Annotated in this window: 19 protein-coding genes and 1 pseudogene; 11 read left to right on the top strand and 9 right to left on the bottom strand. The window is 69.5% G+C overall.

Translation table 11 applies throughout. The annotated features are described in order from the left end of the window. Positions 1-97: 97 nt before the first annotated feature. From ACZ5WE_RS31350 to ACZ5WE_RS31360, 3 genes are read left to right on the top strand one after another with little or no spacing between them, the layout of a single operon-like run. Positions 98-1,021, top strand: coding sequence for a carbohydrate ABC transporter permease (locus ACZ5WE_RS31350; RefSeq protein WP_467688090.1), 924 nt, complete (start codon positions 98-100; stop codon positions 1,019-1,021). Further along, positions 1,018-1,860 carry a carbohydrate ABC transporter permease gene (locus ACZ5WE_RS31355; RefSeq protein ID WP_467688088.1) on the top strand — a complete coding sequence of 281 codons (843 nt, stop codon included), beginning with the start codon at positions 1,018-1,020 and terminating at the stop codon, positions 1,858-1,860. Before ACZ5WE_RS31350 ends, ACZ5WE_RS31355 begins: the two co-directional genes overlap by 4 nt. Beyond that, entirely contained in the window at positions 1,860-3,149 is a 1,290-nt protein-coding gene (locus tag ACZ5WE_RS31360; protein ID WP_467688086.1) for an ABC transporter substrate-binding protein, read from the top strand. Before ACZ5WE_RS31355 ends, ACZ5WE_RS31360 begins: the two co-directional genes overlap by 1 nt. 19 nt (positions 3,150-3,168) lie before the next feature. Here the strand turns inward: ACZ5WE_RS31360 and ACZ5WE_RS31365 are convergent, their stop codons facing one another. Together ACZ5WE_RS31365 and ACZ5WE_RS31370 are read right to left on the bottom strand one after the other, a co-directional pair. Further along, the gene (locus ACZ5WE_RS31365; RefSeq protein WP_467688084.1) at positions 3,169-3,939 is read right to left on the bottom strand and encodes a response regulator; all 771 of its coding nucleotides are present in this window, start codon (positions 3,937-3,939) and stop codon (positions 3,169-3,171) included. Continuing rightward, positions 3,936-5,141: a sensor histidine kinase gene (locus ACZ5WE_RS31370; protein WP_467688082.1), complete on the bottom strand. Its 1,206-nt coding sequence runs from the start codon at positions 5,139-5,141 to the stop codon at positions 3,936-3,938. The genes ACZ5WE_RS31365 and ACZ5WE_RS31370 overlap by 4 nt, the downstream gene beginning before the upstream one ends. A 217-nt stretch (positions 5,142-5,358) precedes the next feature. Here ACZ5WE_RS31370 and ACZ5WE_RS31375 point away from each other — a divergent pair, with 217 nt between their 5' ends. Beyond that, a complete protein-coding gene (locus tag ACZ5WE_RS31375; RefSeq protein WP_467688081.1) occupies positions 5,359-7,569 on the top strand; it encodes an MMPL family transporter in 2,211 nt (736 codons plus the stop codon). Between the two features lie 67 nt (positions 7,570-7,636). Here the strand turns inward: ACZ5WE_RS31375 and ACZ5WE_RS31380 are convergent, their stop codons facing one another. Then, complete coding sequence (locus ACZ5WE_RS31380; protein WP_467688079.1) at positions 7,637-8,731, bottom strand: ABC-2 transporter permease; 1,095 nt, start codon at positions 8,729-8,731, stop codon at positions 7,637-7,639. Between the two features lie 138 nt (positions 8,732-8,869). On the opposite strand from ACZ5WE_RS31380, the gene ACZ5WE_RS31385 reads away from it, so the two are divergent. The 7 genes and pseudogenes from ACZ5WE_RS31385 to ACZ5WE_RS31415 all read left to right on the top strand — a co-directional run bounded on the left by ACZ5WE_RS31385 (position 8,870) and on the right by ACZ5WE_RS31415 (position 15,415). Further along, complete coding sequence (locus tag ACZ5WE_RS31385) at positions 8,870-9,274, top strand: MarR family winged helix-turn-helix transcriptional regulator (protein ID WP_467688561.1); 405 nt, start codon at positions 8,870-8,872, stop codon at positions 9,272-9,274. A 31-nt stretch (positions 9,275-9,305) separates the two neighbouring features. Beyond that, positions 9,306-10,560 (top strand): annotated as a pseudogene (mgt, locus tag ACZ5WE_RS31390) (macrolide-inactivating glycosyltransferase). A gap of 248 nt (positions 10,561-10,808) precedes the next feature. Continuing rightward, positions 10,809-11,771: a CDP-alcohol phosphatidyltransferase family protein gene (locus ACZ5WE_RS31395; protein WP_467688077.1), complete on the top strand. Its 963-nt coding sequence runs from the start codon at positions 10,809-10,811 to the stop codon at positions 11,769-11,771. A 327-nt stretch (positions 11,772-12,098) separates the two neighbouring features. Beyond that, complete coding sequence (locus ACZ5WE_RS31400; RefSeq protein WP_467688075.1) at positions 12,099-13,307, top strand: S8 family peptidase; 1,209 nt, start codon at positions 12,099-12,101, stop codon at positions 13,305-13,307. A 102-nt stretch (positions 13,308-13,409) separates the two neighbouring features. Continuing rightward, on the top strand, positions 13,410-13,973 hold the full coding sequence (locus ACZ5WE_RS31405) for a DUF1697 domain-containing protein (RefSeq protein WP_467688073.1): 564 nt from the start codon (positions 13,410-13,412) through the stop codon (positions 13,971-13,973). Beyond that, a complete protein-coding gene (locus ACZ5WE_RS31410; protein WP_467688071.1) occupies positions 13,966-14,349 on the top strand; it encodes a nuclear transport factor 2 family protein in 384 nt (127 codons plus the stop codon). The genes ACZ5WE_RS31405 and ACZ5WE_RS31410 overlap by 8 nt, the downstream gene beginning before the upstream one ends. A gap of 49 nt (positions 14,350-14,398) precedes the next feature. After that, positions 14,399-15,415, top strand: coding sequence for a ketopantoate reductase family protein (locus ACZ5WE_RS31415; RefSeq protein WP_467688070.1), 1,017 nt, complete (start codon positions 14,399-14,401; stop codon positions 15,413-15,415). On the opposite strand, the gene ACZ5WE_RS31420 is transcribed toward ACZ5WE_RS31415, so the two are convergent. The 6 genes from ACZ5WE_RS31420 to ACZ5WE_RS31445 are packed head-to-tail and all read right to left on the bottom strand — an operon-like array spanning position 15,408 to position 20,457. Continuing rightward, the gene (locus tag ACZ5WE_RS31420) at positions 15,408-15,917 is read right to left on the bottom strand and encodes a GNAT family N-acetyltransferase (RefSeq protein ID WP_467688068.1); all 510 of its coding nucleotides are present in this window, start codon (positions 15,915-15,917) and stop codon (positions 15,408-15,410) included. The two genes, ACZ5WE_RS31415 and ACZ5WE_RS31420, sit on opposite strands and share 8 nt — an antisense overlap. Before the next feature lie 46 nt (positions 15,918-15,963). Then, positions 15,964-16,821 carry an SCO6745 family protein gene (locus tag ACZ5WE_RS31425; protein ID WP_467688066.1) on the bottom strand — a complete coding sequence of 286 codons (858 nt, stop codon included), beginning with the start codon at positions 16,819-16,821 and terminating at the stop codon, positions 15,964-15,966. Positions 16,822-16,832: 11 nt separating this feature from the next. Next, positions 16,833-17,603 carry a sirohydrochlorin chelatase gene (locus ACZ5WE_RS31430; protein WP_467688064.1) on the bottom strand — a complete coding sequence of 257 codons (771 nt, stop codon included), beginning with the start codon at positions 17,601-17,603 and terminating at the stop codon, positions 16,833-16,835. A 6-nt stretch (positions 17,604-17,609) separates the two neighbouring features. Beyond that, a complete protein-coding gene (locus ACZ5WE_RS31435; RefSeq protein ID WP_467688062.1) occupies positions 17,610-18,512 on the bottom strand; it encodes an ABC transporter permease in 903 nt (300 codons plus the stop codon). Continuing rightward, complete coding sequence (locus ACZ5WE_RS31440; protein ID WP_467688060.1) at positions 18,499-19,290, bottom strand: ABC transporter ATP-binding protein; 792 nt, start codon at positions 19,288-19,290, stop codon at positions 18,499-18,501. The genes ACZ5WE_RS31435 and ACZ5WE_RS31440 overlap by 14 nt, the downstream gene beginning before the upstream one ends. 36 nt (positions 19,291-19,326) lie before the next feature. Then, positions 19,327-20,457, bottom strand: a complete 1,131-nt coding sequence (locus ACZ5WE_RS31445; protein WP_467688058.1) for an ABC transporter substrate-binding protein — start codon at positions 20,455-20,457, stop codon at positions 19,327-19,329. Positions 20,458-20,553: the final 96 nt, after the last annotated feature.

Genomic DNA, 20,553 nt, shown 5'->3' on the forward strand with positions numbered 1-20,553 from the left:
CTGCGTAGCTGCTTGACGTATCAAGATCCCATCAGCACGATGACGGGGGCCGCCTGGGCGGCCAAACCCCGATGAGCCGCCCAAAGGAGCCGATTCCGTGACATTGGCGACCGCGACGAAGCGGTCAGCGAAAGGCGCGTCCGCCCGCAGAGGCGCGGACCACGGCGCCTGGTTCCTGGTCCTGCCCGCGCTGATCCCGATCCTGATCCTCAGCGTGGGCCCTCTCCTCTACGGCATCACGCTCGCGTTCACCGACTCCCAGTCGGGCCGCACCGAGCCCACCGAGTGGATCGGCCTCCTCAACTTCCAGGACCTGCTGCACGACACCCTGTTCTGGGACTCGTTCCGCATCGGCCTGCTGTGGGCGGTCGGCGTGACCGTGCCGCAGTTCCTCCTGGCGCTCGGCCTGGCCCTCCTGCTCAACCAGAATCTGCGCTTCCGCTGGCTGGCGCGCTCGCTCGCGATCATCCCCTGGGCGATGCCCGAAGTGGTCGTCGGCATCATGTGGCGCCTGGTCTACAACCCGGACGCGGGCGTTCTGAACGAGACCCTGGGCAATCTCGGTTTCGGTGACGGCCGAGACTGGCTCACTGGCCTCGGCACCGCGCTGCCCGCCGTGATCGTCGTGGGTATCTGGGCGGGCATGCCGCAGACCACCGTGGCGCTGCTCGCCGGTCTGCAGAACACCCCGCGCGAACTGCACGAAGCGGCCGAGATGGACGGCGCGGGCGCCTGGCGCCGTTTCCGCACGGTCACCTGGCCGGCGCTGAAGCCGGTCGCCCTCGCCATCACGGCGCTCAACTTCATCTGGAACTTCAACTCCTTCGCCCTCGTCTATGTCCTGACGAACGGCGGCCCCGGCGGCCGCACCCGCCTCCCCATGCTTTTCGCCTACGAAGAGGCGTTCCGCTACGGCCAGTTCGGCTACGCCGCGGCGATGGGCTGCGTGATGGTCGCGGTGATCTCGGTGATCCTCGCGTTCTACCTCGTGGGCCGGCTGAAGGGAGGCGACGAGAAGTGAGCTCCACACGCACCAGCAAACCCGCGCGCGCCGGGCAGTACTTCGCGCTCCTCTGCTACCTCGTCTTTCTCGCCTTCCCCTTCCTCTGGCTGATCTCCACGGCCTTCAAGCCGCCGCGCGAGCTGGCCAGCCTGCACCCCACCTGGATTCCCAAGGACCCGACCCTCGCCAACTTCCGGCAGGCCTTCGACGAACAGCCGCTCCTGCGCGCCGCGGGCAACTCCCTGATCGCGGCCGTCTGCGCGGCCCTCATCGCCGTCGCCATCGCGACACCGATGGCGTACGTCATGGCACGGCACCGCACGCTCCTCGCGCGGGCGGCCACCGGCTGGGTCGTGGTCAGCCAGGCGTTCCCCTTCGTCCTGGTGATCATCCCGCTCTTCCTCGTCCTGAAGAACCTCGGCCAGATCAACTCCCTGCCGGGCCTGATCATGGTCTACGTGGTGTGGGCGCTGCCCTTCGCCCTGTGGATGCTGGTGGGCTATGTGCGCGCCGTACCCACCGAGTTGGAGGAGGCCGCGGCCGTCGACGGCGCGGGCAAGCTGCGTACGCTCATCTCGATCACCGCGCCGCTGCTCGCGCCCGGCATCGTGGCCACGATCCTCTTCGCCTTCATCACCGCGTGGAACGAGTTCTTCTTCGCGCTCGTCCTGCTCAAGACCCCGGAGAAACAGACGTTGCCGGTCGTCCTCACGCACTTCATCGGCGCCGAGGGTGCCGCCGACCTCGGCCCGCTCGCCGCTGCCGCGTTCCTCGCCACCCTCCCCTCGCTCGTCATCTTCGCGATCATCCAGAAGCGGATCACGGGCGGCATGCTGACCGGGGCGGTGAAGAGCTGATGCGCGCACGCCTCACCACCGCGGTGACCGCCGCCCTCGTGCTGCTGCTCGCCGGATGCAGCGGTGACTCCGACGGTTCCGACGACGGCAGGATCACCCTCCGCTTCCAGTCGCTCGCCTGGCAGAAGGAGTCGGTCGACGCCAACAAGGAACTCGTCAAGGAGTGGAACGCCGCCCACCCGGACGTCAAGGTCGAGTACGTCCAGGGCAGTTGGGACAGTGTCCACGACCAGCTGCTCACCTCCTTCGAGGGCGGCGAGGCGCCGGACATCATCCACGACGCGTCGGACGACCTCGCGGACTTCGCGTACGGCGGGTATCTCGCGGACCTCGACGAACTGCTCCCCGCCCGGCTCAAGTCCGACATCCCCGAGCGGAGTTGGCAGACGACGACGTTCGGTGAGGGTGTCTACGGGGTGCCGTTCCTCCAGGAACCCCGCGTCCTGATCGCCAACGCGAAGTGGCTGAAGGAGTCGGGCGTACGGATCCCGACCCCCGAGAAGCCCTGGTCCTGGGACGAGTTCCGCTCGGTCAGCAAGGAACTGGGCGACGGCAAGGGCAAGTACGGCGTGGCCTGGCCCCTCAAGGAGCCGGTCTCCGCGACGCTCAACCTCTCGCTCTCCACCGGCGGCCGGATGTTCCACCGCGGCGAGGACGGCAAGGTCGACATCCGCTTCGACAAGGCCGACGAGATCATGCCGCGCACGGTCCACGACCAGGTGAACGACGACAAGAGCGCATCGAGCACCACCCTGGGCATGGGCGGATCCGACACACTGCCGGGCTTCTTCGGCGGCAAGTACGCGATGGTCCCGCTCGGCTTCTCCTACCGCCAGCAGATCGTCCAGCAGGCGCCCAAGGGCTTCGACTGGCAGGTGCTCCCCGCCCCGGCCGGAGCCGAGGGGCTCGCGCAGGGCGTCAGCCCGCAGACGCTGTCGGTCTCCGAGGACACCGAACACAAGAAGGAGGCGGTCGAGTTCATCGACTTCCTCCTGCAGCCCGAGAACATGGTGCGCCTCGCACAGGGCGACTGGATGCTGCCCACGGGCACGGAGGCCCTGAAGGACCCGGCCCTGCGCACCGAGAAGAACGACTGGGCGGTGGGCACGGCCCTGGCGAAGGACCTCCGCTCGGCCCCCGCCCAGTCGGTGCGGGGCTACGCGGAGTGGAAGGACAAGGTGGCGACACCGGCGCTCCAGGAGTACTACAGCGGAGCGATCGGCCTGGAGGAGCTGCGCAAACGCCTGGTGAAGGACGGGAACCTGGTGCTCAAGAGGTACCAGCGCTAGGCCGTCACCAGGGCCGGAATCAGCGGGGGTGGCTGTTTCCCTGCCCCGCCCGCACGAGCCCCGATTCGTACGCGGCGATGACCGCCTGCGCACGGTCGCGGACGCCCAGCTTGGCGAAGATGCCGGTGGCGTGGTTCTTCACGGTCTGGACGCCGATCTCCATCCGCTGTGCGATCTCGGCGTTGTCGAGGCCCGCGGCGATCAGACGGAGCACGTCGACCTCGCGCGGCGTGAGGCCGGCGAGGTCCGCCGTCGGTGGATGCGAGGCCGGGGCCGGGGTCACGAAGGTGGCGAGCAGCCGGGTCAGGAGCCGTGGGGCGACGACCGCTTCGCCGCGGTGGACGGTGCGAAGGGCGGCCACCAGCTCCTCGGGGGAGACATCCTTGGGCAGGAACCCCGAGGCCCCCGCCCGCAGGGCGCCGACCACGTGCTCGTCCATGTCGAAGGTGCTGAGCGCGAGGACCCGGCACCCGGGTAGCCGGGCGGTCAGGCGCTCGGTGGCCCTGACGCCGTCGAGCACGGGCATGCGGATGTCCATCAGGACCACGTCGGGGCGGAGTTCGAGGGCCGACGCGACGGCCTGCTCGCCGTCGCCCACCTCACCGACGACGCGGATGGCGGGGTCCGAGAGCAGGATCAGTGACAGGCCCCGGCGTACCAAGGGCTGGTCGTCCGCGATGAGCACGGTGATGCCGTCGGGCCCGGACCCGGGCTTGGCCTCGGGCTCGGACCCGGGCTTGGCCTCGGCCTCGGGGTCGGTTCCGGGACCGGGCTCACTGGGGGAAGTCATCGGATCCTGTCCTTCTCGTACGTGTCGGTGGACAGCGGCACGCTCGCGGTCACCACGAACCCGCCCTCCTCGCGGCTGCCGGCCCGCAAGGAGCCGTCATGCAGGGCGACGCGCTCCCGCATGCCCAGGAGACCGTATCCGCCGCTGTCGCCCTTCCCGCCGGGTGCCCTGCCGTCGCCGGCGCCGTCGTCGGCCACTTCGACGGTGACGCGGTCCGGGAGATAGGCGAGCCGCACCGTGGCGCGGGCGGGGCCCGCGTGTTTGCGGGCGTTGGTCAGCGCCTCCTGGACGATCCGGTAGAGGGTGAGGCCGAGCGGCATCGACAGCGCCACGGGCCGCCCGGTGACGTGGAGTTCGGCCGGCAGGCCCGCGGCGGTCGAATCGGCGACGAGCCGCTCGATGCCGTCCACCCCCGGCTGGGGCTCCGACGGCGTCTCCTCCGGCGTTTCGGTGCTGCGCAGGACCCCGAGGAGCTGGCGCATCTCGTGCAGCGCCGTGCGTCCGGACTCCTCCAGGGTCACGAGCGCCTCGCGGGCCGTGTCGGGGTCGCGGTCCAGGGTCGCTCTCGCCCCGCCCGACATCAGGTACATGGTGGTGATGTGGTGGGCGACGATGTCGTGCAGCTCCCGGGCGATGCGGCGCCGTTCCTCGGTCACCGCGCGGTCGGCGAGGAGCCTGCGATTGATGTCCAACTGCCGTTTCCACTGCCGCACGGCCAGGCCCACGGCGACGATGAGACAGGGCGTGACCAGCACGTCGGTGAGGCCCATCCCCAGGAAAGGCACGTCGTTGTGCCAGTACCGCGCGAGCTGCACGGGCGCGGTGGCCACGACACCCAGCGCCACGGCACGCCGGCCGCTGTACCTGGCCACGGTGTAGAGCGCCACCGCGACGGCTCCGCCGTAACTGTTCGACATCGGTGTGCCCGGATCGACGACAAGGCCGAGATTGACGGCCATCTGCACGACGAGGACCGCGCCGAGCACCGGCACGGGGTGATGGCGCCTGAAGAGCAGCGGGAGCACGGAGACGGCGACCAGCAGGACGCCGAGCACGGTGACGGGCGCCCCCGGTCCCTCCTCGCCCGGGGCGAGGTAGGCCAGTACGTCGAGCCCCACCGCGACGACGGCGACCGCCACATCGCCCGGAGTCGGCCGCGCCCCGCCCGTGGGCGGTGCCGGAGGGAAGAAGTCGCGGCCCATCCGGGCGCCTCCTGGTCGAGCTGGTGCGTCGGGCCCTGATGTTCCCGTCTTTGCGCACCATTACATCCCGGCCGACCGGGCCGGGAATCGGCGCGGGGGCGGTTGTTCCATCCAGTACTGGAGTACTGCCCGCGACGAAGTACCGGACCAGGGTCACGGACGCGTCCCCTTCCGGCGGCCGACGCTCACAAGGGGCCCCGCGTGATGACCTGTTGGCATGATTCGCAAGCTGACCTCTTTCTCCACCCGGCATCGATGGATGACGATCGTCGTCTGGACCATCCTCGGAGCGGCATTGTCGTTCGTGGGGAAAGCGATGATGTACGACGTCACCGATTCCCAGGCCGGGGATTTCCTGCCCAAGAAGTACGACTCGGCGGTGGCACTGCGTATAGCCGAGGACGAATTCGGCACCAAGCCCGACCCCAACGCCCTGACCGTGCTCGTCGCCAGGGACGACGGCGGCAAGCTCACGGCCGGTGACCAGCGGCGGATCGCCGCCACCGCCAAGGGCCTTGGCCGGGAGCGGATCGCCGCGCCGAAACCCGAACCGCTCATGAAGGACCACTCCCAGACGCCGCGGGTTTCGCCGGGCGCCGTGGCCCCGGACAAGACGTTCCGACTGCTGACGGTGTCGTTCTCGGGAAACCCCGATGACCCCGGTTTGCAGGACGTCTACAAGAAATTCCGTGACGGCGCGAAGGGCGAATTCGCCGCCGCCGACCTGCGGGTGGGATTCACGGGCGGCATAGCCTCCACGGTCGACAACACGGAGGCCGAGGAGCCCACGGGGAAAGTCGTCGGCAATCTGACGATGGGCCTCATCGTCCTCCTGAACGTGCTGGTGTTCCGCAGTCCTGCGGCCGCTTTCGTGCCGTTGATCGCGGTCGCGCTGATCGGCGGGGTCGCCTCGGGAGCGGTGGTGGGTGCGGCGAAACTCCTCGGCATCAGCCTCGACCCGTCCACCCCCTCGCTGATCGGTGTCGTACTCCTGGGAATCGGAATCGACTACTTCCTCTTCCTGATGTTCCGGTTCCGGGAGCAGCTGCGGAACCATCCCGAGCAGAACGCCCGGACGGCCGCGGCCGAGACGACAGCGCGCGTGGGCAGTGCGATCACGTCCGCGGCCCTGACGATCGTGGCGGCCTTCGCCACCCTCGGCCTCGCTAGCTTCGGGCAGTTCCGGGTTCTCGGCCCCGCGATCGCGATCTCCGTACTCGTGATGCTCCTCGCGAGCCTCACGCTCATGCCCGCCCTCCTGGCCCTGCTCGGCCGCGGCATGTTCTGGCCCGCCCGCGCCTGGAAGAAGGAGCGCACCGGCGGGATCAGCGCACGCCTGGGGCACGCGGTGAGCGCCCGGCCGGTGCGGTACGCCCTGGGCAGCCTGGTGCTGCTCGGTGCCCTCGGCGCCGGCGCGATCGGCATGAAGATGAGCTACGACCAGCAGGGCCTGCACGAGACCGCCGCCGTCAGGACCGCGGAGCAGATCTCCCGAAGCCTGCCCGCGGGTGTGTCCGACCCGCACAGCGTGTACGTACGGAGCACCGACGGCGGTGCCATCAAGGAGAGTTCGCTCGCCGGCATGACCCGCGCCCTCGCCGAGGCCGAGGGCGTCGGCGAGGTGGGCGAACCGGTGCTCGACAAGGACCGGACGGCCGCGCGGGTCGATCTGTTCCTGAGCGTCAAGTCCGATACGCAGAAGGCGCGCGACCTGGTCTCCGGGCCCGTCAGGGACACGGCCGCGCGAACCGCTCCGCAGGGCACCAAGGCGTACGTCACGGGAACGGCCGCCGTCTTCGCCGACATCTCGACGGCCGTGGAGAAGGACCTGCGCCTGGTGTTCCCGGTCGCGGCCCTGCTGATCGCGGTGATCCTCTTCCTGCTGCTGCGCTCCCTGCTCGCACCGGTCGTGCTGATGATCGCCGTCGGGCTCGGGTTCCTGGCCACCCTCGGCGCGAGCACGCTGTTCTTCCAGCACGGCCTCGACCGTCCCGGGGTGTCGTTCACGTTGCCTCTGGTGCTCTTCCTCTTCGTCGTCGCCCTCGGCACCGACTACAACATCCTGATCACCGACCGGATCAGGGAGGAGATGGAGAAACCAGTACCGGCGCGGCACGCGGTGGCCGAGGCGGTCCGCCACACCGCGCCCGCCGTCGCCACGGCCGGAATCGTGCTCGCCGGTTCCTTCGCGAGCCTGGCCGCGAGCCCCTCCACCCAGGAGATCGGCTTTGCCACGGGGCTTGGGATCCTCCTGTCCTCGCTCGTGCTCTCCCTCGTCCTGGTGCCCGCGCTCGCGGCGCTCCTCGGCCGTGGGCTGTGGTGGCCGCGCAGGCCGAGCCGGACCCAGGGCCGCCACCACACACCGGAGGGACCGCCGTCCGCTCCCGAGCAGTACCAGCCCTACGCGGTGTACTCCGAACCCCGGTAGGCACATCGGTCGGCGCGATGACAGCCGTGGCCCCCACCCACACGGGTGGGGGCCACGGCTGCCACCGTCACACCGCTACGGACTCCTCCATCTCCTCTTCCTGTTCCTGCCTGGCGCTTTCCTGCCCGGCGCTGCCGCCCGACGCGGCCACCGCCGGCCGCAGCCGCCGCTCCCAGAGCGCCGCGATGCCGGTGATCACCAGGCCGACGAGCAGCCATGCCGCCAACGTCCAGACATGGCCGCCCAGTTCGTGGCCGCCGAAGTAGAGGTGGCTGCGGATGCCCTCGACGAATCCGGCGCCGTTCCAGAAGGCGTGCAGCGAGCCGAAGAAGCCGTTTTGGAGTTCCGGCCTGAAAAGACCGCCGGAGGACGTGAAGTTGAGCATCACGAAGAGGACCATCATCGTCAGCGTCGTCCAGCGCTTCAGGAACGTGTGCAGCCCGACGCCGATGAGGAGGATGCCGGCCGAGTACAGCCACGCCATGGCCCACACGCCCCACAGGCCCTGGTGCACCAGGTGGAAGACGGGCCCGGCGAGCGCCGCGCCGATCAGGCTCACGGCGAACGAGACGCCGAGCGCGAGCCCCGCCCGGGCCCGCATCCGCATCCCGGCCCCCGCCGCGCCGAGCGCCGCCACCGACGCGTACGAGCCGATGCTCAACGCGACGAGCAGGAAGAACAGGCCCTGCCCCGTGGGGTCGTCGTCGACCGTGCCCGCCACGTCCGTGACCTTCAGGGGTACGCCCTGCTGCGCCGCGACGGGCGTGAAGATCTTCTCGACCGCCATGGCGCTCATGTCGGAGCCCGCGGTGGCCACGATCACCTCGGGGGTCTTGGCGTCGGGGAGGTAGGCCCCCGATATGTCCATCGACTTGAGCTCGTCGACCGCCTGGGCGCGGGAGCCGACGGTCCGCACGTCGAGGGCGTCGCCCGCCTTGTCCTTGACGGTCTGCGCGAGGGTCTGCGTCTGCTCGCCCGATCCGACGACGGCGATCGGCAGGTCGTGCGGCTCCGGAGTGACGAACGCGCCCATGTAGGCGAGACCCATGCCGAGGCACATCAGCAGGGGTGTGAGCAGGTGGAGGAGGACGTGGCGGAGTGGTCCGGAGGCGGTTGCCGGGCCGGCTGATGCCTTGTGGGCGGGCGCCGAGGTGGCGGTCATCGGGAGACCTCTCGCGGTAGTTGGCTTATACACTCACTCTCGGTGTTGTACTGTACAACCATTCGCGGAGAGGGAGAAATCGTGACCGACCGACACGGGTCCGACCGGGACGGGTCCATCGAGATCATTCAGCGGGAGATGACGGCGTTCGCCCGGCGGGCCCGCGCCACCGCCGCGCGGATGCACCCCGAGCTTTCGCTCGTGTCGTACACGCTCCTGAGCCACCTCGAGTACCAGGGCGGATGCCGGGCCACGGACCTCGCGGCGCACTACACGCTGGACAAGTCGACGATCAGCAGGCAGGTGGGCGCGCTGGAGAAGTCCGGCCTCGTGGAGCGGCGGCTCGATCCGACCGATCACCGGGTGCACGTGCTGCACCTCACCGACCGGGGGATCGAGGTGCTCGCGCAGGTCACGGACGCGCGCAGGGTCGCCTTCCGGGAGCGTCTCGCGGAGTGGGGCGAGCCGGATCTGGAGAAGTTCGCCGAGTGTCTGCTGCGCTACAACGACGCCGCGTCGCGCAGTGGCCTGGCCGTCGAGTAGGGCCTCGGGGTGAAGTGGGTGGCGCGAAAGGTTGCACGAGACGTCTCGTCTCGCTTAAGGTCAGGGGCATGACCTCACGCCAGCCTGCCCATATCGCCATGTTCTCGATCGCCGCGCACGGGCACGTCAACCCGAGCCTCGAAGTGATCCGCGAGCTCGTCGCCCGCGGCCACCGTGTCACGTACGCGATCCCGCACCTCTTCGCCGAGAAGGTCGCCGAGACCGGCGCCGAGCCCGTCCTCTTCGAGACGACGCTGCCGGGTCCTGACGACGACCCCGAGGCCTGGGGGACCGAACTGATCGACAACATCGAGCCGTTCCTCACCGAGGCGATCGAGACACTGCCGCAGCTGGCGGCGGCGTACGAGGGTGACGAACCGGACCTCGTCCTGCACGACATCACCTCCTACCCCGCGCGCGTGCTCGCCCGCCGCTGGGGCGTGCCCGAGATCTCGCTCTCGCCGAACCTGGTCGCCTGGGACGGGTACGAGGAAGAGGTCGCCGAGCCGATGTACGCCGAGCTGAAGCAGACCGAGCGCGGTCAGGCCTACTACGCGCGCTTCCACGCCTGGCTGGAAGAGAACGGGATCACCCAGCACCCCGATCCCTTCGTCGGCCGCCCGCCGCGCTCGCTCGTCCTGATCCCCAAGGTGTTCCAGCCGAACGCCGACCGGGTCGACGAGACGGTGCACACCTTCGTCGGCGCCTGCCAGGGCGACCGTTCGGCGCAGGGCGACTGGCGGCGTCCCGCCGGTGCGGAGAAGGTGCTGCTCGTCTCGCTCGGCTCGTCCTTCACCAAGCAGCCCGGCTTCTACCGCGCCTGCATCGAGGCGTTCGGGAACCTGCCCGGGTGGCATGTGGTGCTCCAGGTCGGCAAGCACGTCGAGGCGGGCGAACTGGGGGACATCCCCGGGAACGTGGAGGTCCACCAGTGGGTGCCGCAGCTCGCGGTCCTCAGGCAGGCCGACGCCTTCATCACACACGCCGGAGCGGGCGGCAGCCAGGAGGGGCTCGCCACCGGGACGCCGATGGTCGCGGTGCCGCAGGCCGTCGACCAGTTCGGCAACGCGGACATGCTCCAGGGGCTCGGGGTCGCCCGGCACGTACCGATGGAGGAGGCCACCGCGCGGACGCTGCGGGACGCGGTGCTCGGCCTGGTCGACGACCCGGAGGTGGCACGCCGTCTCGCGGAGGTTCGGGCGGGGATGGCGGGGGAGGGCGGCACGAAGAGGGCGGCGGATCTGATCGAGGAGGAGCTCGCGAAGGCCGGGCGGGGCGGGGCGTGATGTCCGCGGCGGGCCGCATGTGGCTTCGGTTCCATCGGGGCGTAACGCTCCGTGAAGCGTTTCTGTAACGCCCCGGTCATTCCATAACGCTCAGGTAACGCAGACTGGTTCTGGCATGGGTATTGACTCGTCCTGAAAGGTTGACCGTTACCCCCGGCCAAAGGTTGCACACTCAGGTTCTTGTTCCTTGAACCAATACCTTCTTAGCGTGAGGTGAACGTTCCGCGAACGCCAGGAAGTTGACCCCCATGCGACGAGACATACCGCCCCTCGCCGAGGTGCGCCGCATCACCCAGAAGAAGCGCGACGCGTGGTGGACCGTGATCCTGGTCGATCCGGTCGCCACGCCGCTCGTGCGGTGGACGGCGATGCGGACCAGAATCACGCCCAATCAGATCACGTGGGGCGCGTTCTTGCTGGGGCTCGTCTCCGCGGGGTTCTTCGCGCTGGGTGACTGGCAGTGGCTCGTCGCCGGCGCCGTCGTCTACCACTTCAGCTTCGTCCTCGACTGCATGGACGGCAAGGTCGCCCGCCTCACCGGCACCGGTTCGGTCTTCGGCGCGTGGCTCGACTTCGTCTTCGACCGCATCCGCGTGATGGCGTGTGCGGTGGCCCTGATGGGCGGCCAGTTCCACCGCACCGGGGACGCCTTCTACATCTGGGCCGCGGTCGCCGTGGTCGCCCTCGACACGCTGCGCTACATCAACGGGCTCGAGATCTTCAAGATCCGGCACACGATGCGCAAGCAGATCAAGGTCCGCATGAGGGCGGCTCGCCGGGCCGAGAACGAAGCCGAGCTGGCGTTCATGGAGGACCTGCTCCGGGACAACCCGGAGGCGGACATCGAGCAGGACATGCAGAAGGCGCAGTCGGAGCAGGGGGTCCCGGAGTCCCCTGAGGCGCCCGCGCCCAAGCGCCAGGTCATCGACCTGCACCAGGAGTTCAGGGGCAAGTTCCCCGCGTATCTGCGGGCGCGTTCCTTCCTGCTGCGGCACCGGATCCGTACACACCTGGTGAGCGGGATCGAGTTCCAGATGGGCGTCTTCATGATCGGCCCGCTGTTCGACGTGGTGCTCCCGGCGACGATCGTCTCCGGCGCCCTGCTCCTCGTCTTCGAGCTGGCGATCATCTACAAGCTGCTGCTCTCGACGCGGGACTTCACGCGGACGATCGACTCCTTCGAGGAGCGCAAACTGATCGCCGCGGCGTAGGCGAGTATCACCGAGTTCGTCATCGAGCGCCGGACAGGCTGGGTACGTCCAGCCTCTCCGGCGCTCGACGTGCGTCACAAGCCCCTTACATCTATGAGGACTTGAGGGATGCGGCCCCACGGTGTCCGTTCTGCCGCCGGGGGCCCGTTTTGTTATTACAGAAGCTTGTTGAACAAGTCACAGGTGTATGTAGGTATTGATCTGCGCGCGTCAATCAGACATGGTTTCGTCCCAACGCCCGGAGATCTTCCGGATCTCAGGGGACGTCGCAGTGAAGTTTTGAAACCCCCCACATCCCCCCACATCACCACGAGGAGACCCCTCTTCATGGCAACTCACAAGCGTGCACGCTCGGTGAAGCTCGTCTCGGCGATAGCCGCCACGGCCACCGCAGTCGGCGTCACCGTCTTCGCCACCTCGTTCGCCGGCGCGGCAACCCCCGCCGAGGGCAAGGTGTACGGAGCCGATGCCAAGGGTGCCGTCTCCGGCAGCTACATCGTCATGCTCGACGAGAAGGCCGACAAGGGCGCAAAGTCCGACCTGGCCGAGGAGTACGGCGGCCAGCTGAAGCGGAACTACTCGTCCGCGATCAACGGCTTCTCGGCCAAGAGCCTCAGCGAGACCGAGGCCAAGCGCCTGGCCGCCGACCCGGCCGTCGGCAAGGTCGTCCAGTCCAAGAAGTTCACCATCGACGCCACGCAGGACAACCCGCCGTCGTGGGGCCTGGACCGCGTCGACCAGGCGGACACCGCGGGCGACAAGAAGTACACGTACCCGGACGCCGCCGGTGAGGGCGCCACGGCGTACGTCATCGACACCGGTGTCCGCGTCAGCCACAAGGACTTCGGCGGCCGCGCCACATCCGGCTTCGACGCCATCGACAACGATGACAACGCGGACGACGGCAACGGCCACGGCACGCACGTCGCCGGCACCATCGCCGGTGAGGCGCACGGACTCGCCAAGAAGGCGAAGATCGTCGCGGTCCGCGTCCTGGACGACCAGGGCTCCGGCACCACCGAGCAGGTCGTCGCGGGCATCGACTGGGTCACCAAGAACCACCAGGGCCCCTCGGTCGCCAACATGAGCCTGGGCGGCGGCGCCGACGAGGCGCTCGACGCGGCGGTCCAGAAGGCGATCGCCTCCGGCGTCACCTTCGCGGTCGCGGCCGGCAACGAGTCGTCGGACGCCGGCCAGGGATCCCCGTCCCGTGTGAAGGAGGCCATCACCGTCGCCTCCTCCACCAAGGACGACGAGCAGTCGGACTTCTCCAACTTCGGCTCGGTCGTGGACATCTACGCCCCGGGCTCGGACATCACGTCCGCCTGGAACACCGGCGACGACGCCACCAACACCATCTCCGGTACGTCGATGGCGACCCCGCACGTCGTGGGCGCCGCGGCCATCTACGTCGCGGCCCACCCGGACGCCAAGCCGGACGCGGTCGCCAAGGCGCTGACCGACGGCGCCACGCCGGACAAGATCTCCAACCCGAGCGAGGGCACGCCCAACAAGCTGCTCAAGGTCGTCGAGTAAGCGCCCTCTCGCCCTCTCGTTACTCCCTCGAGTGACACCCACAGAACCGACGGCCGTCGCGCCCACCCCCACGGGGCGCGGCGGCCGTCTTATGGTGTGCGGATGACGGTCAAGGCATACGCGGCTCTTCTCCGCGGCATCAACGTGGGCGGCAGCAGGAAAGTGCCGATGGCTCAATTGCGCACGCTGCTCGACGGGCTCGGACTCGGCGACGTGCGCACCCATCTGCAGAGCGGCAACGCGGTCTTCACCTGCGCGGCCGGCGACGAGAACACGCTGGCCGCGCGGATCAGCGAGGCCATCGAGCGGCACTTCGGGTTCACCGTGGACGTCCTGGTGCGCGACGGCGCCTACTTGAAGGCGGTCGCCGACGCCTGCCCCTTCCCCGCGGCCTCACTCGAAGGCAAGCAGCTGCACGTCACGTACCTCTCCGAGCCGGTCGACGCGTCCCGGTTCGACGCGATCGACGCGTCGGCCTTCCTCCCCGAGGAGTTCCGCGTCGGCGACCGCGCGCTCTACCTCTATGCGCCGGAGGGCCTCGGCCGCTCCAGGCTCGGCGAAGTGCTGTCCCGACCCGCCCTGTTCAAGGGCGTCATCGCGACCACCCGCAACTGGAACACCGTTTCCAAGCTGGTGGAACTGACACAGGAGCAGAACCGTGGCTGACCGCACGCCCGCCGTGGAGGCGGCCATCGAAGCCGAACTGCGCCTGCTCGCCCCCGAGGTGCGCGCATCGCCCGAACTGCTCGGGCAGCTGCTGCATCCGGAGTTCACCGAGTTCGGTACCTCCGGCACCCACTGGGACCGCGCCTCGATCATCAAGGCCCTGACCGAGAGCACGCACAGGACGGGCCGCCCGATCATGACCTCCCGGATGCGGGGAGCCCAGCTCGCCGACGACATCGTCCACCTCACCTTCGACACCGACAGCAACGGCCGTATGGCACACCGCAGTTCGCTGTGGCGGCGGCACGAGGACGAGTGGCTGCTCTGGTTCCACCAGGGAACGCCGTTCGGCACGGACGGGACGCCCGAAGCCTGAGGCTCCTCAGGCCTGATCTCCCCGGGGGCGATGTGCGAAGCTCGGCCCCATGCGCTACATCATCATCGGAGCAGGAGCGGTCGGCGGCACCGTGGGCGGGCGCCTCGCCGAGAGCGGACATGACGTGGTCCTCGTCGCGCGGGGTGCGCACTACGAGGCGGTACGGGAGAGCGGCCTTCGGGTCAGGACGCCCGAAGGGACGCTGACGCACCGGCTTCCTGTCATCCAAAGCCCTGCGGAACTGGGTGAGTTGAGGGCGGACGACGTGCTGTTCCTCGCCGTGAAGACACAGGACTGCGAGGCCGCCGTCGATGCCTGGAGCGGGCGGCCGGTGGCGGGTGGCGCGACGGCGGGCGAGGCCATCCCGCTGGTCTGCGCGCAGAACGGCGTGGAGAGCGAACGCATCGCGCTGCGCCGCTTCCGGCGGGTCTACGGGGTGTGCGTCTGGCTGCCGGCGACCCACGTCGAGCCGGGCTCCGTCTCCGCGGCAGGTGCTCCTTACACGGGCATCCTGCACATCGGCGGCTACCCGCAGGGCACGGACGACACCGCCCGCCTCATCTCCGCCGACCTGGAGAAGTCCAGGCTGCTCGCGCCCGTCGTGGCGGACGTGATGCGCTGGAAGTACGGGAAGCTGCTCGCCAACCTGGCCAACTCCATCGAGGCCGTCACGGGTGTGCTCCGCGACAACGAGGCCATCGCGCTCTACCGGCAGGCCCGCGCGGAGGGCGAGGCGGCGCTCGCCGCCGCCGGCATCGAGGCGGTGAGCGAACAGGAGCAGAAGGAGACCCGCGGCGACCGCATCCGCCTGGAGCCCCTCGACGGCTCGGAACGCGGCGGCGGCTCGTCCTGGCAGAGCCTGAGCCGGGGCACGGGCACCATCGAGGCGGACTACCTCAACGGCGAGATCGCGCTGCTCGGCCGCCTGCACGGAGTGCCGACGCCGGTGAACGACGCCTTGCAGGCCGTGGCGAACGCGTTCGCGCGGGAGCGGCGCGAGGCTGGGTCGATGCCGGTGACCGAACTCCTCGGCCTGGTGGCCGGGGCACAGGAGAGGTTCAGCTGAGCACCGAGGTCATCAGGAGCGTGGTGCGGCCGTTGTCCTCCGGGACCGCGCGGCCCTGCGTGTAGCCGAGGCGCTTGAGGACGGTGAGCGAGGCTGTGTTCTCCGCGTCCACCGTCGCGTGCACCTCGCCCAGGGCCAGGGTCTGATGGCCGTACGTGGTGAGCAGGCGGGCCAGCTCCGTGCCGAGGCCCACGCCCCAGCTGCCCCGGAACAGGCCGTAGACGATCTCGTGACCGTCGAGCCAGCTCTCGGGCGACGGCTTGATCTCCGCGTGGCCGATGTAACGCCCTTCGTGCCGCACCGCCCAGACCGGGAACTGGTTCTCGGCGTACACGAGGCCGAAGATCCGGCGGAACAGCGCGTGCGTCTGCTCCACGCTCTGCATTCCGTCCCCGAACCAGCGGCCCACGGCCTCGTCCTGGAGGAGCGAGACGAACTGTTCCTCGTCGGCGGCGACATAGGGGGACAGAATCAGACGCTCGGAACGGAGAACGGGGGTCATCGGCGTGACGGTAGGGGCAGGAGGGGCACTTCGGCAACTGGATTGACTAATCCGCTGGCCGCGGAAGACCGATCGGGTTGGGGAAGGGCACGACGTCCGCCGCCAGGATCTGCCGCACCGGGCGTTCCAGAGCGGCCAGGAGCGTGTCCGCGTCCCGTGCGGCCAGCGGGCGCAGCAGGCGCGCAGACAGGCGGTCCGTGGCGTCCTCGATCAACTCACGCTCCGTACGGCCGCGTTCGGTGATGTGCCCCTCCCCGTCCACCAGGCCGCGTCCGCGCAGCCGGTCCACCGCGTGCGCCCACTCCTGTTCGTCCCACCCCCGGTCGTGCCGGATGGTGTCCGGGTCCACGCGGCCCGTGGCGGCGGCGAGCACCAGTGACTCACAGGCGTCGAGGCCGTGGTCGGCCAGCGCGGACACATGCGCGTCGCCCCTGAACTCCCGCACACAGGTCACCAGTTGCCACAGCCGCTGCACCGGGTCGGCGCGCTCGCTCACGTCGCGGTTCGCCGTGAACAGCGGGCGGGCGAGCGACGGGGCGTCCTCGACCATCGCCGCGAGCGGCGGACACAGGGCGATGGCCTGGTCGTCGATGCCCGGCACCAGCGCGCGCAGGGCCCGCGCCGTGTAGGCCGCGCGCTCCTCCACGATCCGGCCCGGTGACACGTACTGCCAGGCGGACGGGAGGGCCCGCTCCACCATGCCGGGGGCGAAGACACCGAGCGCGGCCGTCGCGGCGCCCGACTCGACCGGGCCCATGGGAGCCGTGCGGGCCGCGAAATAGCCCATCCAGAAGCCCTTGAGGCCGAGCGCCCTGCCCAGGTCGCGGCAGCGCTCCTCGAAGTAGATCACTGCGTGCAGGGGCTCGGTCCGCAGCCAGAGCGTCCGGGATCTGGAGAGGGTCATGAACCCACAAACTAGGCCAGCACGGGAACCCGCGCCACCCGCCCGACCACACCTTTTGCGGCACATGCCTCGTCGTAGCGCCGTACGAGCAGCCGTGCCAACCCGGCCGAAGGGCCGAGGACTTGGGCCGTGACGTCCGCTTCGGCGGCCCCGCGCTCGATGCGGTCCGGCAGGAAACCGGGCGCGATGACGTAGGGCGCCACCGCCACCCTGCGCACCCCGAGGGCGCGCAGCTCCCGTACGGCGTCCTCAGTACGGGGCAGAGATGCGGAGGCGAACGCAGGCCGCACGGCGCACCAACCGGTGTGCCGCCACTCCCGCGCGATTTCAGCGATCACTGCGATCGCCTCCGGGTCCGATGACCCCGCCGAGGCCAGCACGACCCCGGTCGAGGACTTGTCGGCGGGGGAGAGCCCCGCCTCGTACAACCGCTGGTCCAGAGCGGTCAGGAGCAGGGGCGAGGGGCCGAGCACCGCCGCCTGCCGGATGCGCAGGCGGGACGGCGCCTGGCTCAGGACCGCCGGGATGTCCGACTTCGCGTGGAACGCCCGGGTGAGGAGCAGGGGGAGCGCGATCACGTCGCGTACTCCCTCGGCGTCCAGGGATTCGAGGACCTCGGGGACCGAGGGCGAGTTGAAGTCGAGGAAGCCCGTCTCCACCCGCAGCCCCGGCCGCTGCTCCCGCACCCGGCGCACCAGGGCGCGCACCGTCGCGGCATGCCGCGGATCGCGGCTGCCGTGGGCGACGACGAACAGGACGGGGCGGGCGGGACGGCCGTACATGGTGGGTCAGCTCCTCACGAGGAGTCCGCGGCTGCGCAGCACGCGCCGCTCAAGCGGGCTGAAGATGAGCAGGTCGATGGCGATGCCGACGATGAGGATGAGGAGGATCGCGAAGAACACCTGGGACATGCTGCTGTTCGTGCGGCCCGCCTCCAGGAGCTGGCCGAGGCCCATGCCCAGATCGGGCGACTGCGCGATGATCTCCGCGGCCATCAGGGAGCGCCAGGAGAACGCCCAGCCCTGCTTCAGACCCGCGAGATAGCCGGGCAGCGCGGCGGGCATGACGATGTGCCAGGTGTGGCGCAGGCCCGTGGCACCCAGCGTGCGGCCCGCCCGCAGGTACAGCGGTGGCACCTGGTCGATGCCCGCGACCAGGCCGTTGGCGATCGAGGGGACCGCGCCGAGCAGGATCACCGCGAACATCATCTGGTCGTTGAGCCCGAGCCAGATCACAGCCGGCGGCACCCACGCCACCGAGGGAAGCGACTGAAGACCGGACAGGATGGGGCCGATCGCGGCCCTGATGAACCGCACCCTGGCCACGATCAGACCCAGCGGCGTACCGATCGCGAGGGCCATCAGGAAGCCGAGCAGGCCACGCGACACGGACGTCCAGATGTACTCCAGGAGCGTGCCCTGGAGCCAGGCTTCCTCCACCTCGTCCCAGACGGCGGAGGGCGCGGGCAGCGTGTAGGAGTCGGTGACCTTCGCCCACACCAGGACCTGCCACACCACGATGACCAGCACGACGGCGGTCACCGGCGGCAGGATCTTCTGGACGAAGGTGTGCCGGAAGGGCGTACGCCGGGTCTGGACCGCGTCCAGGGCGTCGAGGCCCGCCTCCAGACCGGCCAGGTCCTGGCTGCTGTCGCTCTCGGCCTTGTCGACCGGAGTGTCAGTCCTTGCCATGTCGGCGGATCTCCCCACGCAGTTGTTCGGTGATCTCGACGGACAGTTCCGCCACGGCGGAGTCCTCGATGCGGCGCGGGTGGGGGATGTCGACGCGCCACTCGTGCGCCACCCGGCCCGGACGCGACGAGAGGAGCACGACGCGCTCGGCGAGGCGGACGGCCTCGCGCACGTTGTGCGTGACGAAGAGGACGGAGACGTTGGTCTCGCGCCAGATGCGGGTCAGCTCGTCGTGCAGGACGTCACGCGTGATCGCGTCGAGCGCCGCGAACGGCTCGTCCATCAGCAGGATCTTGGCGTCCTGCGCGAGGGCGCGGGCAAGGGCGACACGCTGGCGCATGCCGCCGGACAGCTCGTGCACCCGCTTGCCGTACGCCCCCTGGAGCCGTACGAGGCCGAGGAGCTCCTCGGCCCGCTCGCGCCGCTCGGCCTTCGCGATGCCGCGCAGCTTCAGGGCGAGCTCGATGTTCTTGCCCGCGGTCAGCCACGGGAACAGCGCGTGATCCTGGAACATCAGGGCGGGGCGGCCGTCGGTGGCGATGGCGCCCACCGTCGGCTTGTCGAGCCCGGCCACCAGATTGAGCAGCGTCGACTTGCCGCAGCCCGAGGCTCCCAGGAGGGTGACGAACTCACCGGGAGCGACATCGAGCGTGATGTCGTCCAGGACGAGCTGCTGCCCGGCGGGCGTGGCGAAGGACTTCGAGACGTGTTCGATCCGGGCTGCGTGCGGGGCGGCCGTGATGTCTTCCGCCGCCTTGGCGAGGGTCGTCGTCGCCATGGTCGTCACCTCCTGGGAACTGGTCTGATTCCGGGGTTACTTGACGCCTAGACCGGCGTCGTCGACAGCGGACCTGCCCTCGCCCTTGAGGACCTTGTTCAGCGGCTTCAGGTCGTAGATGCCCTTGAGGTTCGGCTGGTCGAGGAGACCCGCCTTCACCGCGTGCTTCGCCTCGGAGTCGAGCGTGGCCGCCAGTGGGTCGTCCGTGGTCTGGATGGACTTCCACGCCGGGTCGATGACCTCGGCGGGCAGCTCCTTGCCGGACGACTCCTTGAGGGCGGCGTTGGCGGACGCCTTCGCCTTCTCCGGGTTGTCCTTGATCCACTGGTTGGTCTTCACCGAACCGCGCAGGACGGCCTCGACGACCTTCGGGTGCTCCTTGAGGAACGACTGCGACACGATGATGTTCGTGATCACGAACTTCTTGTCCGGCCACAGGTCGGCCTCGTCGAGGATCACCTTGCCGCCCTCGGCGACCAGCTTCGACGCGGTCGGCTCCGGTACCCAGGCGCCGTCGATCGAGCCGGACCGGTAGGCGTCCGGGGTGATCTTGTTGTCGGTGCGGACCACCGAGACATCGCCCTTGCCGCTCTCCGCGTCGACCTTCCAGCCCTTTTCCCTGATCCAGTTGAGGAAGGCCACGTCCTGGGTGTTGCCGAGCTGAGGCGTCGCGATCTTCTTGCCCTTGACGTCGTCCAGGGACTTGATCTTCTTGGGGTCGACCACCAGCTTCACGCCACCGGAGGCCGAGCCGCCGATGATGCGCAGGTTCTCGCCCTGGGACTTGGTGTAGCCGTTGATCGCGGGCGACGGGCCGATCCAGCCGATGTCGATCGACTTCGAGTTCAGCGCCTCGATCTCCGAAGGGCCCGCGTTGAACTGCGTGTACTTTGCCTTCGTGGCGCCCAGTTCCTTCTGGAACAGGCCCTCCTGGTCACCGACGAGCGCGGTGGCGTGCGTGAGGTTCGGGAAGTACCCGATCTTCACCTCGTCCAGGCCCTCGATCTTCTTCGCACCCGCGGCCACCTGGGCCTTGTCGTCCTCGTCCTGCGCGGCGGATCCGTAGCCGCAGGAGGCGAGCACCACGGCGAGCAGCGGCAGGGCGGCGACGGCGCCCAGGGCGCGGCGGCGGCCGGTGGTGCGTGGAGTGCGGAAGCTGGCAGGCACGGGAGGTGGTCCTCTCGTTGGCCCGGCGGTCACACCGTCAGGGCGTGGCCGGGAGATCGGCAGGTTTTCGTCTTCGCAGGTCGAACTCGCGGGGGG

Source organism: Streptomyces sp. NPDC033180, from assembly GCF_055577645.1.